This is a genomic window from Larkinella fluvii (assembly GCF_051857545.1).
Lineage (GTDB): Bacteria > Bacteroidota > Bacteroidia > Cytophagales > Spirosomataceae > Larkinella.
This window is the reverse complement of sequence record NZ_JBPZHB010000002.1, coordinates 395,776-411,724: the sequence shown is the minus strand read 5'-3', so window position 1 is coordinate 411,724 and position 15,949 is coordinate 395,776. Positions and strand designations below refer to the sequence as shown.

Sequence of the window (15,949 nt, the reverse complement as noted above, 5' to 3'; positions counted from 1 at the left end):
TTGGCTTTATTCATCCAGATAAAACCGTCTATTTCGGAAGAAACCATTCCCATGAACTACCTCCTTTCAACGCTTCTTTTTCTTTACGCAGCCCTTCCCGTCATTGGGCAACCGCAAACCAGCGGCTCGGTCGAATGGCCCGCTTACGGTAACGATCCGGGCGGCATGCGTTTTTCACCCCTGAAACAAATCAACACCGCCAACGTCAACCAGTTAACCGTGGCCTGGACGTTCCGAACGGGTGAACTGGAACAATACAAAGGTACGAGTGCCGACGAAAAAGCGGCTTTTGAAGCGACGCCGTTGATGGTCGACGGAACGCTTTTCTTCAGCACACCCTCGTCGCGGGTTTTTGCCATCGATGCCGCTACCGGGCAACAAAAATGGTCGTACGATCCGGAAGTCTATTTGCGGCAGGATCTCTCCGAAATCACCTCGCGGGGCGTGTCGGTCTGGCCCGCTTCCAATGATAAAACCGCTTCCGGTGCCGCCAAACGGATTTTGATTCCCACGCTGGACGGCCGGCTCATTGCGCTGGATGCCAAAACCGGCAAGCCGGTTTCTTCGTTCGGAAAAGACGGAACCGTTGATCTGCGGCAGGGCGTCGGCAACATCAGCGTCACCTCGCCCCCCGCCGTTATCGGCAATACCATCGTTGTCGGGTCGTCGATGGGCGACAACCAGCGGTTTAATTACGAACGGGGCGTCGTTCGGGCCTACGATGCACTCACCGGAAAATTACGCTGGAGTTGGGACCCCATTCCGCGTTCCAAAACCGATCCCGGTTTCGAGACCTGGAAAGGACCCAATGCTACCCAAACCGGTGCCGCCAACGCCTGGTCGGTCATCTCGGCGGATGCCGAACGGGATCTGGTGTTCATTCCTACCACCTCGCCCAGCCCGGATTATTACGGCGGAGAGCGATTGGGCAAAAACGCCAACGCCAGTTCCATCGTCGCCATCCGCGCTTCCACCGGAAAAGTGGCGTGGAGTTATCAGACAGTTCACCACGACCTTTGGGATTATGACAATGCGGCCCAGCCGTTGCTGTTTTCGTATGATCAGAATGGAAAACCGGTTCCGGCGGTAGCCGTCGGCACGAAGATGGGACACGTTTTCATCCTGCACCGCGAAACCGGCCTTCCGCTACTGCCCGTCGAGGAACGGCGCGTTCCGGCGTCCGATATTGCGGGAGAAGAAGCGCATCCCACCCAGCCTTTTCCGGCGACGCTTCCCCTGCTGGGATTGCAAAAACCGGAAGCCTGGGGCCTGACACCCGACGCCAAAGCAGCCGCCCAACACCGGATTGCCGCCCTGCGTTACGAAGGCCCTTTTACGCCCCCTTCGCTCAAAGGCACACTCGTTGCACCGGGCAATGTGGGCGGGATCAACTGGAGCGGGATGTGTTATGATCCCGAATCCGGTTTGCTGATCACCAATGTCAACCGACTGGCCGCGTCCATCACTTTGATTCCGAGAGCCCAATTGGCACAATCGGTCAAAAACGACCAGGAGTTGATGCGGGCCGAAACCGGTATGCAGTCCGGCACGCCCTACGTGATGAAACGCAGCTATCTGTTTGCTAAAACGGAAACTGGCTTAACGATGCAAACCGCTCCACCCTGGGGAACCTTGGCGGCTATTAATCTCAAGAAAGGTACGCTGGAATGGGAAGTACCACTGGGCTTCATGCTCGATCCGCGTCAGTTTCCCGAAGCGAAACAATGGGGTTCGATCAACTTTGGCGGGGCCATTGCCACAGCGGGCGGGCTGGTTTTCGTAGCCGCATCACTGGACGGGCATTTCCGGGCGTTTAAAACCAGCGACGGCAGCCTGCAATGGGAGGTTCCGCTGCCCGCCGGTGGACAGGCCACGCCGATGACGTACCTGATCAATGGAAAGCAATACGTAGTCATTGCCGCCGGAGGCCACGGCAAGCTGGGAACGAAACTGGGGGATTATGTGGTAGCCTATCAGTTGCCGTAAAGCAGCCGATTCAACAACCAAACACCATTGATGATAATTATTTCATTTTCAACCCATTAAGTAACACGTAAAGGTTTTAGGGAACGGTCAACCGTTCCCTAAATAGTTCAGGGACGATCCGGTTCGGTCAATTTATCTTTCAACGATCATTGAACTGCATAACCCGGAGTCTGATCTTCCTAAACCTTTACGACTTATGATAGCGCGCTGGAGAGTGGTTCAGCAGGTGGCCGACCGGTTTGGTTACCGCGAACCCCGGTTTGCCGAAGACGAGAAAAACCTTGAAAAGGTCCGGGAGGGCGAAATCCCGCTGGTCAGCCTGGAGAATGATCTGGGTCGGGTTCAACTGCGGCTCCGGCGCGAAGGACTCTCCGCCCTGGGCGCCATCGAGCGCATCAACGGCATTGTCAATTTCCAGGACAAAAACGTACTCGACAAACTGTCCGGCATTGCCCGGGCGGTTTGTCGGTTGCTCAAAGACGGTCGGCCCATCGGCACGGGTTTTCTGGTTGCGGATGACATCATCATCACGAACCACCACGTTATCGAAAACCCACAGGACGCGGTCAATATGCTGGCTCAGTTTGATTACGAGTTGGATATCAACCAGATTCCCAAGAAATCACCCTGCTTCAAACTAAATTCTGCTAAGTTTTTTCTTACCTCGACCCTCGACTACAACGCGAACATTCCGCATTCCGGCCTGGATTTTACCTTCATCAGCCTGGAGCCCTTTGGAACCTCCGGCGAACCGCTCGCCAACTACCCACCGGTGAATCTGGACGGGAATCTGGGAAAAATCATCAAGGGCGAATCCTGCGTCATCATTCAGCACCCCAAAGGCGATTTCAAGAAAGTGGTCTTGAAAGACACCGCCTTTTTCTCCGAAACCGACACCCGCCTGATCTACGAATCGGATACGCTTCCCGGTTCTTCCGGGTCGATGGTCGTCGGCCTGGGTACCTGCGAAATCATTGCCTTACACCACTCAGGTTTGCCGAGAGTGGATGATCAAAACCGGATTCTGACCAAAAAAGGAACCATTGCCACACCAGATACGCCCGATGACGAAATCGACTGGTTTGGGAATGAAGGCATAAAGATCAGCAAGATTATTCAGGCCCTGCAGGAAAGCACCCTGTCCGCGGACATGGCGAAAATCCGGGACACGCTGCTCAAAAAAACGAAGGTCGTGGCCCAGCAACTGAGTCAGCCCATGCCAACCGGCAACACCCGCCCAGGAGGAACTGTAACACCGCCCATTCTTTCACCGACAACGTCTTCCCTTCCAAAAGAATCAGCTATGGATACCGTGTTTTCTTCGTCCACAACCGGGCGCGCCCAGTTTCTGATTACGGCCCCCAACAAAACCCCTACCATTAATCAGATCGAAACCATTCTGAAAGCCATCTATGGGCCGGGCGTAACGGTTACGCTGGCGATGCCCGGTTCGGCCGTCGAGGGCGAAGTCGAGCTGTTTGCGGTGCAGTTTCCGTTTAGCGGGAACGTCAATGAAGAAGCGCAGAATTTGTTGAAAATCCCCGGTATCATCAATGCTGAAGCCGACGTTCCGCTGCTGTTGAATGCCGATACGGGGTTTATGGTTCAAGGCCCTTCGAAAGGCACCGGCACCGAATCCGATATTTTGTTCGATGACGGAACGGGTGAATGGAACGAAAGTGAGTTTATCAGGGTGTACGCCGAAAGCAAGTATTACAAAAATCAACCGGAACTGAACTACCGCCGGTGGAACTGGTTCGCGACGAATTTCGATAAACTGGAAAAGCTGCCGAACGTCAAATCACCCGGCGAATGCGGTATTCAGATCGTACAGTTCGATACCGGTTTTACGGATCACTCGAAAGTTCGGGGTGGGTATGATCTGGACCACGATTTCAATTTTCTGGACACCGCCGACCCCACCACGGCCTTTGACCCCAAAACCATAGGTTTGGGGAAGCAACCGGGACACGGCACCCGAACCGGCAGTTTGTTGATCGGCAACAGAAACACTCCGATCACCCACGAAGGCAACTGTGGTCTGCTGACGGATTTTAATTTCAAGCTCATTCCCTACCGGATCGCCGAAACCGTCATCATCATCAACCGGCAACAGCAACTTGCTTCGGCGCTGGACATGGCCATTCAGCAGGGATTCGACATCATCACCATGAGCATGGGTCTGCCGCCGACCATCGCCACGGCTAAAATGGCCAAAAAGGCGTACGAAAAAGGCATCATCTGGTGTTGTGCGGCCGGTAACGAAGTTCAGGCGGTGGTAGCCCCGGCGGTTTATCCCGGAACCATTGCCGTGGCGGCTTCCAACCCACTGGATCGGGAGTGGCCGGGGTCGAGCCGGGGGTCGGCGGTGGACATCACAGCACCGGGGCAGGCCATTTACGTACCGATCTGGAACGCCAGTCATGAGGAGGATTTTGCGTACGGCAACGGCACGAGCTACGCCACACCCCACATTGCCGCGGCCGCAGCCTGCTGGCTGGCCGCTTACCAGGATGTGCTCAGCGACCCGGCCTACGCAGGCTGGAGACGCGTGGAAGCCTTCAGAACCGCCCTGGCGTCGTCGGCCCGGCGGGAGAACGACCTGCCGAGAAAAGGCTTTGGACACGGCATGCTGGATGTTGAAAGGCTCCTCAAAACCGCCCCGGTTCCGGCTGCCGACTTGAAGGATGCGTACAACGACTGGAATGAACATGCGTTTTTTGCCACGCTCCAGGGTTACGGCGAACTGGCGAAAACCTACTGGAATAAATTTCACGGCTGGCTGTTCGGAAACAAACGGGGCGGTCAGGAATCCCTGGAGGACGACGCCTTGTCACCTTTTTCGAAGCAACTGGAAAACAGCCTGTTTGCCAACCGGCCCAGCCGGTTCGAGTCGGTAGAACCCACGGGGGCCGACACGGCTCTGCAACGTTTCCAGCTCGTGAATGCTATCCTTGAAAATTCAGCCCGCTAAAGCTCCCATGGAAAACCTATTCGATTTTCACTTCCACCTGCTGTTCAAACACCTGATTACGGTGACTAAAAACGGCGGAAAGTTTAAACTCAGCGAGAATGTCAAAACGACCGGGCTTGCTCAATTTCTGAACGATATTTTTGGTGGCCCGTTCGACAGCCAATCCTCCCCGCTTCAGGTTTCCCAAAGTTCGCTCCGGCTCGGGGTCATTGCCCTGCTGAGCGTCGAGCACGCGTTTGCCAACCGGGTTTTGCACGTTTTCGGGGCTGATTTATCCGGCGTACTGCCGCTCGACAAGGAGGTTTTCAACCGAACCCGAAACGGTGAAACGACGTATTATCAGGAATTTAAGAAACAGATTGCGTTTCATCTCACTACCGCAGCCGAACTCAACAAGCCGCCGTACCAGATTGAATACCTGAACCGCACCACCTGGGCCACCCTGAGCCCGGATGAGGTGACGGCGAAGCTGACCACCGGTGACAAGCGGTATTTTTCGTTTTCCATCGAAGGGGGCCACAACCTGTCGGATGTCCCGATCCGGAAAACGATACCCTCCCGGTTTCCGGAACTGAAACTGAAGGAATTGCAGGACCGGTCGGATGTCGATTTCATCAGCATCAATCTGTGCCACCTGAGCCACATCCCGGAACAGCCGCTGGGCGGTTTTGCGCAGGGCTTGAACAAAACGTCGCAACTGGCTTTTGCCAGCGAAGACTTCATGCCGAAAACCGGGCTGGGCCTGACGGAACTGGGCAAGAAAGTGATCAAACAGGCGCTGACGCATCCGACGAAGCCGATTCTGATTGACGTGAAACATATGAGTGTATATACGCGGCTGCATTATTACCGGTATCGGGAGCAACTGGCCATCATCGACCCCGAGGTGGAGCGGCTGCCGATCATGACCTCCCACACCGGTTTTACATTTTACACCCTCGACGATTACCTGGAAAACAAGCGGTTTCAATCGACGACCGGCAGCGAAGGCGGGCAACCGATCAGTAAAGTAGCGCCGGAAAACCGGCGCATCGGGCGAACCAACGACCTCATCAACAAGGGTCTTTTTGGCAATCCGTGGACCATCAACCTGTTCGATGAAGAGATCGTCGAGATCATGCTGTCCAACGGCATGATGGGCATCAGTCTCGATCAGCGGATTCTGGGCGCGTCCAACCCGGCGGTCGACAGCCGTAGAGATCGCTTTTTTGAAGAAGAATACATGGCCCGCCCGGAATGGGAAAAGATGTTTCGGGACGGGAAATTACCGGGCGCTACGGAGTCGCTTTTTGGGGGAATTGCCCCATCGAAGCAGGAGCGCCACAGTATGCTGTTGTGTCTGCACCTGGTTCATGCCGTCCGCGTCGGCTACTCTGCCCTGAACTGGATCGAAAACACCTCGCCCTGGGATCACCTCTGCGTCGGCTCGGATTTTGACGGACTGATCAACCCGATCAACGGTTTTGACGATGTGCTCCAACTTTCTAAACTCCGCGGTCAATTGCTGAAACACCTGCCCCAGGCCGACAAATTTCTGCCCTTCAACCCGGATCAGAAAGCACTTCGGTACAAGGACGACGGCTCCGTCGACGCAGCTTTTCTCAATGAAGTCATTGATAAATTTCTGTTCAAAAACGGCCTGCGGTTCACCGTACGGTTTTTACACAACTGGTAGCCGGTTCCGGTGGAGGTTCCATTTTAGAACCATGCCAAGGGAATCTGCACTTTAAAATGCGGAGTTGACAGGGCATTTCGGGAATCCACCAGATCGACGAAACCAACTAACTTTTCATTCTTTTTCTTATTTTTGCACATACACGCAAACTAACAAAGTCACTATCCGATGCTTCCGACCCGATCAGAAGCCAATAGGTTCGATTTTGTCGTTTGCGTGTAATGCCGACTATTGGATAGCTTCATCGTATGAGCAATAAGGAAGAACTGAAAACCATTGACGAATTAATTTCGGCCATCACCGACACCCATCATTTTTTTCAGAACCAGGCGCAGAAACAGGTTAATGTTGCACTTACCATACGAAACTGGCTTTTTGGCTTCTATATCTCCGAGTACGAGCTACAAGGTTCGGATAGGGCACAATATGGCAAGCATATAATGAAGGAGATTGCCCAAAGAGACAAAAACATCAAAGGGTTTTCTGAAAGCAATCTGTACTTATTCAAACAGTTTTATCTTGAATATCCACAGATTTTCCAGTCACTGACTGGAAAATTATACGGTTTTGATTTAGAAGAGATTGTACGCCCTGAGTGGTTATCTAAACAGATAAAATCGGAGAGATTTACATTAAGAACCTCATTAATTCAGATTCCCAATTTGTTGAGTATTGATACCAACGTACTCATCAACCGGTTGAGTTTTACCCATATAATTGAGCTACTAAAGGCCGAAACGGTCTTGAAACGAGCATTCTACGAAACAGAAGCCATCAAAAACAACTGGTCGGTTCGGCAATTGCAACGCGCCATGAACAGTATGCTTTTTGAGCGCACGGGTTTAAGCACCGACAAACCAGCGGTTTTGGCTCAACAGGCGCAGGGTGAAGGACTAAAAGCAGAAGATGTGTTTCGAAACCCCTACATATTGGAATTTCTGGGGCTGGAAGAAAAAGCGGACTACAGCGAGACCGACCTTGAGGTGGCAATAATAAACCATCTTCAGACTTTTTTGCTGGAAGTGGGCCGTGGATTCTGTTTCGAAGCAAGACAAAAACGGATTACATTCGATAACACTCACTATCGAATTGACTTGGTTTTCTATCACCGTATCTTGAAATGCCATATCTTGATTGACCTGAAATTGGGAGAATTCACGCATGCCGATGCCGGGCAGATGAATGTTTATCTCAATTACTACCGCGAAAATGAGGTTACTGACGGAGACAACCCACCCGTCGGTATTATTCTGTGCGCCGGTAAAAACGAAAATCTGGTTAGGTACGCTACGGCAGGTTTGTCTCAGCAGGTCTTTGTTAGCAAATACCTTATCAATTTGCCGACCGAGGATGAGTTATCCAAAATTATTGAAAAAGAACGGCAGAAGATAGCCTGATTATTCAGCCCAAACTTTTTTTCACGCCAACGCAACCATTTTCGCCCCTGACTCGTATATCCGGCACAGAAGCCTTTGGCTCGACCTACCTATGATAACGAAGCGCCAGGGGAACCGCTGATGTTACCGGCTCGCGTCATGAGGTTCTGACTGAACACGCCCGGTCCTTCCGAATCGCTCGGAATGGCCGGGTGTTCTGTTTTTTCGTATTTTCGTGAAAATTCCCGCTGCTACTTCCAATCTTTTCCCTGATGAAAATTCCACGCCTGCCAACCCGCCTGTCGACCGGATGGTTCGTTCGTTCATCGTTTCTATTTCTGCTTTGCTGGCTGGCTAACGGTTTTGCGGGTTCAGCCTGGGCGCAGGGGAAACTCGAGGATTATAAACGGTCGGCGGCTTTGAAGGAAACGCTACGGAATAAAGTCTATAACGCCCCGAACAACGTCTATTGGACACCCGCTCAGAAACTCTGGTATTTGGTCCGAACGGCACGCGGACTCGAGTTCGTGGTGGTCGATCCCCGGAAAAAGACGCGCCAACCCGCCTTCGACCAGGAACAACTGGCGAAAAAATTATCCGAAGCAACGGGTAAAAAAATCGATCCGTTCAATTTGCCGTTCGCGTCCATCACCTACGGAAAGGACGATGAAGAACTCGAATTTGTGGCCGAAGGGTCAACCTGGCAAGTGTCGACCGGCGCGTTTGCTTTTCGAAAAAAAGGCGCATTCCAGGCCGAACCCACCGACCGCGGCTATTGGGGCAACAGCCGCAGCGAACGCGACGGGAAACCGGTTTTTTCGCCCGACAGTTCCCAAACCGCCTTCATCAAAAATGACAACCTGTACATTCGTTCCGAAAAAACTAAGCAGGAAACCCAGCTCAGCTACGATGGCTCGGAAGGCGACTATTATTCCAGCTACATCCAGTGGTCTCCCGATGCGAAGAAGCTGGTTACCAATAAAGTTCGTCCGAATGCCAAACGCCTGATTCACTTCGTCCGATCGTCGCCGGACGACCAGCTTCAACCCAAACTGGAAACCCGCGAATATCTGAAACCGGGCGATGCGCTGCCGGTTCGGCGGCCTCAGCTTTTCTGGGTCGAAACCAAAAAGCAGATTTCGGTCGATGATGCGCTGTTTAATCAGCAATTCAGTTTGTCGCGGCTGGAGTGGCGCAAAGACAGCCGCGCGTTTACGTTTGAATACAACCAGCGCGGCCACCAGATTTACCGGATTCTGGACGTCAACGCCACCACCGGCGTCGTAAAACCGCTCATTGAAGAACGCAGCAACACGTTTATCGACTACAGCGGAAAACGCGCCCGCCACGATGTCAACGACGGGCAGGAGATCGTCTGGGCTTCGGAGCGCGACGGCTGGAACCACCTGTACCTGATCGATGGCGTTACCGGGAAAGTGAAAAAACAGATTACCAAAGGGGAATGGGTAGTTCGCAATCTGGTGCACGTCGACGACAAAAACCGGACGATTCTGTTTGCCGCCAGCGGCCGAAACGCCGACCAGGACCCGTATTTTGTTCACTACTACAAAGTCAATTTCGATGGTTCCGGCCTGACGGCCCTGACGACCGAAAACGCCAATCACACGGCTACGTTTTCACCGGACTTCAGCTATTTTGTTGATTCCTATTCCCGTGTGGACCTGCCGCCGGTGACGGTTTTGCGAAATTCCGCCGATGGCAGCGTGGCGCTCGAACTTGAAAAAGCCGACATCAGCGTCTGGCAAAAAGCGGGCTGGAAAGCGCCGGAAGTGTTTTCAGCGAAAGGGCGCGACGGAAAAACCGACATCTGGGGCATCATCATTCGTCCGACCAATTTTGATCCCAACAAAAAATACCCGGTCATCGAAAATATTTACGCCGGGCCGCACGGTTCGTTCGTACCGAAGTCGTTCATGAGCAATTATGTGTCGATGCACGAACTGGCCGAACTGGGTTTTATCGTCGTGCAAATCGACGGCATGGGAACTTCCAACCGCTCCAAAGCCTTTCAGGACGTGTGTTGGAAAAATCTGAAAGATGCCGGTTTTCCCGACCGGATTCTGTGGTTGAAAGCGGCTGCTCAGAAATACAATCACCTGGACTTGAGCAAAGTAGGCATTTTCGGAACGTCGGCGGGTGGACAAAGCGCAACGGCCGCGCTCCTGTTTCATCCCGAATTTTACAAAGCCGCCGTTTCGTCCTGTGGCTGCCACGACAACCGCATGGACAAAATGTGGTGGAACGAACAGTGGATGGGCTACCCCATTGGGCCACAATACGATGAATGTTCCAACGTCACGAACGCACACAAATTGCAGGGAAATTTGTTGCTGCTCGTGGGCGAAGTGGACGACAACGTGGACCCCGCTTCGACCTACCAACTGGCGAATGCACTCATCAAAGCCAATAAAAACTTTGAACTGGTGACCTTACCGGGTCTGGGCCATACGGCGGGTGGCGACTTTGGCGAGCGCAAACGGCGGGATTTTTTCGTCAAAAGTTTGCTGGGCGTCGATCCGCCGAACTGGAATGAAATCAGCAGGGACGCAGCCGGTTCGGGAACCGGAAAGTAAATCAGAGAATTTTTACCGGATTTTTATGCTCATCGATGGCCACAAACGTAAACGAACCGTGGACGGCCCGCTCGCGGTGATCGCTGTACATTTCCTCAACAAAAATATCGACATCGATCCGCAGGCTGGTATTTCCCAAATGCGCCACGCGGCCAATGAGTTCAACAATCGTTCCGGCCGGAATGGGTTTATTGAAATTGATTTTATCCGATGAAACCGTTACGACCCGTTTGCGGGTAAACCGGGTAGCGGTAATGAACGCAATTTCGTCCATCATCTGCATGGCCGTTCCGCCAAAAAGGGTGTCGTAATGATTGGTGGTGTTGGGAAAAACCGCTTTGAAAACCCGGGTTTCGGCAAGTTGTATTCGTTCTTCGAGTGGAATCATTGGTTCAAAATTAGGGGCAAAATTCAATGCGCATTCAGGAATTTTTCCATCTGTTCCTGATGCATTTGTTGGTTATATTCCGTTCGAACTTCCTGCAAACACCCGGCGCATAAACACGTGGAAAACTGGGAACGGACGTAACCCCGCTGCTCGTCGCTCAACTGAACCGCCACGCACTGGCAGAGGGTAATGCTCCCCACCTTGCATTCAAAAGCTTCTCCACAACGCGGACAACCGACGGTTTCGTGCTTTTTCGTTCGTGTTTCCATGTGTTTATAACAACAGAAATAATAATAAATGTAAAATGATGAACGCTAAATGTAAAAGTAGGCTGACGCGTTCAAAACACTTTTACATTTAACACTCATCATTTAATATTTATTATTAAAAAGTTTGGTTACACCCTCTCAATCACCAGATTCCGCGCCGTTTGGGCGGCCTGCACCATGTTTTTGAGCGCCTGTTCCGTTTCTGGCCAGCGACGGGTTTTCAGTCCACAATCCGGATTGACCCACAGATTCCGAACCGGCAACACATCGGCAGCTTTATGAAGCAACGCGATGATTTCTTCCGTGGTCGGCACGCGTGGGCTGTGAATGTCGTAGACACCGGGGCCAATTTCGTTCGGATAATTGAATTGAACAAAAGCATCCAGCAATTCCATCTGCGACCGCGAGGTTTCGATGGTAATCACGTCGGCGTCCAGATCGGCAATGGGCTGAATGATGTCGTTGAATTCCGAATAACACATGTGCGTGTGAATCTGGGTTTCGTTGCGCACACCCGAGGCCGATACCCGGAACGCTTTTACGGCCCAGTCCAGGTAGGTTTCCCAGTTTTCGCGACGCAGTGGCAAACCTTCCCGAATGGCCGGTTCGTCGATCTGAATAATCTGAATACCAGCCCGTTCCAGATCGACCACTTCATCGCGAATCGCGAAAGCAATCTGCATACACGTATCCCGGCGCGGCTGATCGTCCCGAACAAACGACCATTGCAGAATTGTTACCGGGCCGGTCAGCATCCCTTTGACCGGTTTTTGGGTCAACGATTGCGCATACCCGGCCCAACGAACGGTCATGGGTTCGGGGCGGTGAACGTCGCCGTAGATGATTGGTGGTTTGACGCAGCGCGAGCCGTAGCTCTGCACCCAGCCGTTCTGACTAAAGGCAAACCCATCGAGCAACTCGCCGAAGTATTCGACCATGTCGTTGCGCTCAAATTCGCCGTGAACCAGCACATCCAGACCGATTTCTTCCTGCCAGCGGATGGCTTTTTCGGTTTCAACCCGGATAAAATCTTCGTAGTGTTCCAGCGTCTTCTCCCCTTTTTTGAACTTCGCCCGGTTGATGCGCACGTCGTCGGTTTGCGGAAACGAGCCAATGGTCGTTGTCGGGAAAAGCGGCAGATTCAACCGCTCGTGCTGGAGGCTTTGGCGCCGGTGAAAGGATGCGTTCCGGTGCGTATCGTTGTCGGTCAATTGACTCACCCGTTGCTGAACGCCCGGGCGGTTGATCAGCGCGGATTGTCGGCGCGCGGCCAGAACCGTCTCATTTTCAATTAGCCAACTCTTCGCCTGTTCGCTGTCGGGCTGAGCCGCAATCGTTGCCAGTTTAACCACTTCGCCCAGCTTCTGTTTGGCAAAAGCCAGCCATTGTTTGATTTCGGGCGTTAAACCGCTGGTTTCCGTTTCCGCATCCAGATCACAGGGGGTGTGCAGCAAGGAACACGAAGGCGCTATCCACACACGGTTCTGGCCCAGGGCGTCAGTGGCTTTCCGAATCAGGCTGAGCGAACGGATCAGGTCATTGATCCAGATGTTCCGGCCATCCACTACGCCCAGCGACAGGATGGTTTTCTGATCCACAAAATCCGTATTCAGCAGGTCGTCCAGTTGATTCGGGCAGCGAACCAGATCGATGTGCAGCGCATCGACCGGCAATTGTGTCGCCAGAGGCAGATTTTCGCCAAAACACTCGAAATACGAAGCGACCAGGAATTTCAGGTTTGGAAACCGTTCGCGCAAAAACCGGTAGGCCGTGGCGTAGGCTGTTTGTTGTTGCTCATCGGCATTCAGCACCAGACCCGGTTCGTCAAACTGAATCCATTCGGCGCCCTGTGCCTCCAAACGGCTCAGAATCTGTTCGTACACCGGCAGCAGTCGTTCGAGCAAATCCAGCCGGTGAAAACCGTCCTCTTTTTCTTTTCCCAGCAACAGATACGTTACCGGCCCCGGCAAAACCGGTTTTGGAATACGACCCAGTACGGTTTTGGCTTCCTCAAAATCCGTGAAGACTTTCCCGGAACGCAGCGAAAATGATTGCGCTTTGCTGAATTCGGGAACGAGGTAATGGTAATTGGTGTCGAACCACTTCGTCATTTCCAGGGCGATGAGATCCAGCCCGTCCTGTTGATAGCCGCGAGCCATCGCAAAATACAAGTCCAGTTCGCGGATTTCCGGTTTTTCGGCGAGGGGCCGAAACCGTTCCGGAATGGCATCGACGGTCAGTGACCAATCCAGGATGTGATCGTAAAACGAGAAATCGTTGCACGGAATGAGCGAAATGCCGGCCTGTTGCTGGGTGAGCCAGTTGTTGCGCCGAATGTGCTGCCCGGCTTCGACCAATTGGTCAGGCGTAATTTTTCCGGCCCAGTACTGTTCACTGGCCTTTTTGAGTTCGCGGTGGCTACCGATTCGTGGATAGCCGAGGTTGTGTGCGAGCATTTGTATGAGTTGGTTAATAAGGGTACAGAATTCTTTGCCAAACACTTTACTACGCCCACACGTTGCGGAAAACCAACCCCCGTGACACACCTCACCCAGGCCCTGAAAACAGGACGAAACGTAAAATCAGGAACGGATGGAAGCCTGGAAGCGTGTAGGCTTAATCAAGCGGAAAGAAAAGTGCTGTCAAAGGCAATTGAACCCTGTACCAGATTAAAAATCTCAACAAATGTAGATAGTAAGACTAAATATCTACCATTAATCAATTAATTAAGAATAACAATCTACATTTGTACCATTATTAGATATTTCTTCTTTTATTAACTCATTTTTTCACACATAAAAGGCGATTTTTCCGTGGAAAAACCAGATCACATAGACGTTCAGTTGCTTAAACTGTTGGGAGAAAATTCGAATGTGACCATTAAGGAATTGGCAGATCAGGTAAATCTGTCGCACACACCGGTTTTTGAAAGGGTAAAAAGATTGGAGTCGAATGGGTACATTAAAAAATACATCGCCATCATCGATGCGGAAAAGCTCCATTACGGATTAATTGTTTTTTGTAATATCAAGCTTAAGCAGCATGATAAAAAGATAGGTCATGAGTTTGTAAGCGATATTCTTAGACTGGAAGAAGTCGTCGAGTGCTACAATATTTCCGGGGATTTCGACTTTCTATTGAAAGTGTATGCGAAAGACATGAAGCACTACCAGGATTTTGTATTCAATAAACTTGGTTCGGTGACAAGCATTGGAAGCACCCACAGTACCTTTGTGATGTGTGAAAACAAAAACTCTTATAACGTTAATTTGTAGTCTGTGAATCCGGCTCGTCTCGACCGATTGAGCGGAAAAACCCAAAGCCCATGCGATATTTTCTGCCTTCAGGACTCCTGATTTTGATACTGAGTAGCTGCGGTGACGGTTCCCGGCGGTCGGAAACGACGGAAAACCGGGCTGATTCGACGGTTACGTCTATCGACACCGTTTGCTACCGGCAGGTGGTGGGGCGCGATACCACGCTGCTCCGGCTGGTCATTCAGGGCGCCGACGTAACCGGCGAGCTGGCCATTTTGCCTTATGAAAAAGACCGGGCGCGGGGTCTGTTGAAGGGAACGTTAACGAAGAATCAAATCCGGGCCGACTGGCAGCGTTCGGGCGAAGGCGTGACGCAACCGCACGAAATCACCTTCACGCTCACCGGCGATGCCATTACGTGGCACGAAGGCGAGCGTGTTGAAACAGAAGGACGGTGGGTATTGAAAAAACCGGAAGGCGGTTTTAGGTATACGTTACTGAAGACAGAATGCCGGTAGATTATTCCAGCCCCAGATCGGTCAGGATTTTCTGCGTTTTGGCGTCGTAACTCTCCACGGTTTTCAATTCGATGGCGAAGGAGTTGTTTTTGCCAAACGAACTCGCATCGATGATTTTGGAAACCCGGTAATCCAGTTGTTCGGGTTTAAACCGGACGTTAAACAACGGCTTCGGTTTGTTGGGATACTGGCTGTGGTAGAGCAGTTGTTTCATCGCGAGCGGGCGTTTTTCGGGCGCCACCGACTCCAGCAAATCACCGAGTTCGCTTTTCATTTGCTCATACCATTCGGCCACCACTTCGGCCGGCAATTCAGCTTCCCACTGCGAAATATGCTGCCATTCTCTCAGCACACCCACCACTAATTTTTTGGCCGACCCTTTGCCATTTTCAGCAAAACGGAGGGTATACAACAGAATGGGAATTTCCAGATTCTGCTCCGGCCCCAATCCTTCAATGTAGGCATACTGATACCCTTCGTACGAATGCCGTTCGTTTCGGAACCATTCTTCAATGCCAAAGCCGTAGGTTGCTTCAAAAGCCGTCCGGCTTGAGGTGGCATTATCAGACTTATAATTAGGGCCGGATGGTTCTTTATAGCCCCTATTATTATTCGTTAAACGAGCAAGATAAAACATACTATTAGGTTTTGATACTATGTAAATTTGTATTTTCGTTTACATCAAAAAACGATTGCACTTTCCTTTCAATCCTTATGAAGCACTTCAACGTCTCTCAAAAAACCGAAAATTTGAATCGCAAAAAGCCTTTAGTGAACAAAAAGGTCACTTAGGCAGACTTCATCACGCTGCGGTTCTACAGAAAGGATCAGCTAGTAATCAGTAGATTAGTGAACGAAACATTCGCCAAAAAACCGGTAACCGCCTTGACGCTGGTTTTGGTTTTATCGTAC

11 protein-coding genes are annotated in these 15,949 nt (G+C 51.8%); 7 read left to right on the top strand and 4 right to left on the bottom strand.

The genetic code is table 11. The annotated features are described in order from the left end of the window. Positions 1-51: 51 nt before the first annotated feature. The 5 genes from ACS5NO_RS05710 to ACS5NO_RS05690 all read left to right on the top strand — a co-directional run bounded on the left by ACS5NO_RS05710 (position 52) and on the right by ACS5NO_RS05690 (position 10,605). Positions 52-1,986: a pyrroloquinoline quinone-dependent dehydrogenase gene (locus tag ACS5NO_RS05710; RefSeq protein WP_439414240.1), complete on the top strand. Its 1,935-nt coding sequence runs from the start codon at positions 52-54 to the stop codon at positions 1,984-1,986. 196 nt (positions 1,987-2,182) lie between these two features. Then, positions 2,183-4,960, top strand: coding sequence for a S8 family serine peptidase (locus ACS5NO_RS05705; RefSeq protein WP_439414239.1), 2,778 nt, complete (start codon positions 2,183-2,185; stop codon positions 4,958-4,960). A 7-nt stretch (positions 4,961-4,967) separates the two neighbouring features. Then, positions 4,968-6,635 carry a hypothetical protein gene (locus ACS5NO_RS05700; RefSeq protein ID WP_439414238.1) on the top strand — a complete coding sequence of 556 codons (1,668 nt, stop codon included), beginning with the start codon at positions 4,968-4,970 and terminating at the stop codon, positions 6,633-6,635. A 248-nt stretch (positions 6,636-6,883) separates the two neighbouring features. Further along, the gene (locus tag ACS5NO_RS05695) at positions 6,884-8,032 is read left to right on the top strand and encodes a PDDEXK nuclease domain-containing protein (protein ID WP_439414237.1); all 1,149 of its coding nucleotides are present in this window, start codon (positions 6,884-6,886) and stop codon (positions 8,030-8,032) included. A 251-nt stretch (positions 8,033-8,283) separates the two neighbouring features. Continuing rightward, entirely contained in the window at positions 8,284-10,605 is a 2,322-nt protein-coding gene (locus ACS5NO_RS05690; RefSeq protein WP_439414236.1) for a S9 family peptidase, read from the top strand. Between the two features lies 1 nt (position 10,606). On the opposite strand, the gene ACS5NO_RS05685 is transcribed toward ACS5NO_RS05690, so the two are convergent. The 3 genes from ACS5NO_RS05685 to metE form a co-directional block, all read right to left on the bottom strand. After that, a complete protein-coding gene (locus ACS5NO_RS05685; RefSeq protein ID WP_212768191.1) occupies positions 10,607-10,993 on the bottom strand; it encodes an acyl-CoA thioesterase in 387 nt (128 codons plus the stop codon). Between the two features lie 23 nt (positions 10,994-11,016). Then, positions 11,017-11,262 (bottom strand): cysteine-rich CWC family protein, encoded by a 246-nt coding sequence (locus ACS5NO_RS05680; RefSeq protein WP_439414235.1) that lies wholly within the window; start codon positions 11,260-11,262, stop codon positions 11,017-11,019. A gap of 128 nt (positions 11,263-11,390) precedes the next feature. Then, positions 11,391-13,718: a 5-methyltetrahydropteroyltriglutamate--homocysteine S-methyltransferase gene (metE, locus tag ACS5NO_RS05675; RefSeq protein ID WP_439414234.1), complete on the bottom strand. Its 2,328-nt coding sequence runs from the start codon at positions 13,716-13,718 to the stop codon at positions 11,391-11,393. A 357-nt stretch (positions 13,719-14,075) separates the two neighbouring features. Between metE and ACS5NO_RS05670 the strand changes: the two genes are divergently transcribed. Together ACS5NO_RS05670 and ACS5NO_RS05665 are read left to right on the top strand one after the other, a co-directional pair. Continuing rightward, positions 14,076-14,537 (top strand): Lrp/AsnC family transcriptional regulator, encoded by a 462-nt coding sequence (locus ACS5NO_RS05670; protein WP_439414233.1) that lies wholly within the window; start codon positions 14,076-14,078, stop codon positions 14,535-14,537. 50 nt (positions 14,538-14,587) lie between these two features. Next, positions 14,588-15,037, top strand: coding sequence for a hypothetical protein (locus tag ACS5NO_RS05665; RefSeq protein ID WP_439414232.1), 450 nt, complete (start codon positions 14,588-14,590; stop codon positions 15,035-15,037). Position 15,038: 1 nt separating this feature from the next. Here the strand turns inward: ACS5NO_RS05665 and ACS5NO_RS05660 are convergent, their stop codons facing one another. Continuing rightward, on the bottom strand, positions 15,039-15,674 hold the full coding sequence (locus tag ACS5NO_RS05660) for a hypothetical protein (protein WP_138989521.1): 636 nt from the start codon (positions 15,672-15,674) through the stop codon (positions 15,039-15,041). Between the last annotated feature and the right edge of the window lie 275 nt (positions 15,675-15,949).

Bases quoted from the DNA above. Each gene is read 5' to 3' on its own strand.
- ACS5NO_RS05710 (WP_439414240.1), top strand. From the start codon at position 52: ATGAACTACCTCCTTTCAACGCTTCTTTTTCTTTACGCAGCCCTTCCC.
- ACS5NO_RS05705 (WP_439414239.1), top strand. From the start codon at position 2,183: ATGATAGCGCGCTGGAGAGTGGTTCAGCAGGTGGCCGACCGGTTTGGT.
- metE (WP_439414234.1), bottom strand. From the start codon at position 13,718: ATGCTCGCACACAACCTCGGCTATCCACGAATCGGTAGCCACCGCGAA.
- ACS5NO_RS05700 (WP_439414238.1), top strand. From the start codon at position 4,968: ATGGAAAACCTATTCGATTTTCACTTCCACCTGCTGTTCAAACACCTG.
- ACS5NO_RS05695 (WP_439414237.1), top strand. From the start codon at position 6,884: ATGAGCAATAAGGAAGAACTGAAAACCATTGACGAATTAATTTCGGCC.
- ACS5NO_RS05685 (WP_212768191.1), bottom strand. From the start codon at position 10,993: ATGATTCCACTCGAAGAACGAATACAACTTGCCGAAACCCGGGTTTTC.
- ACS5NO_RS05680 (WP_439414235.1), bottom strand. From the start codon at position 11,262: ATGGAAACACGAACGAAAAAGCACGAAACCGTCGGTTGTCCGCGTTGT.
- ACS5NO_RS05660 (WP_138989521.1), bottom strand. From the start codon at position 15,674: ATGTTTTATCTTGCTCGTTTAACGAATAATAATAGGGGCTATAAAGAA.
- ACS5NO_RS05690 (WP_439414236.1), top strand. From the start codon at position 8,284: ATGAAAATTCCACGCCTGCCAACCCGCCTGTCGACCGGATGGTTCGTT.
- ACS5NO_RS05665 (WP_439414232.1), top strand. From the start codon at position 14,588: ATGCGATATTTTCTGCCTTCAGGACTCCTGATTTTGATACTGAGTAGC.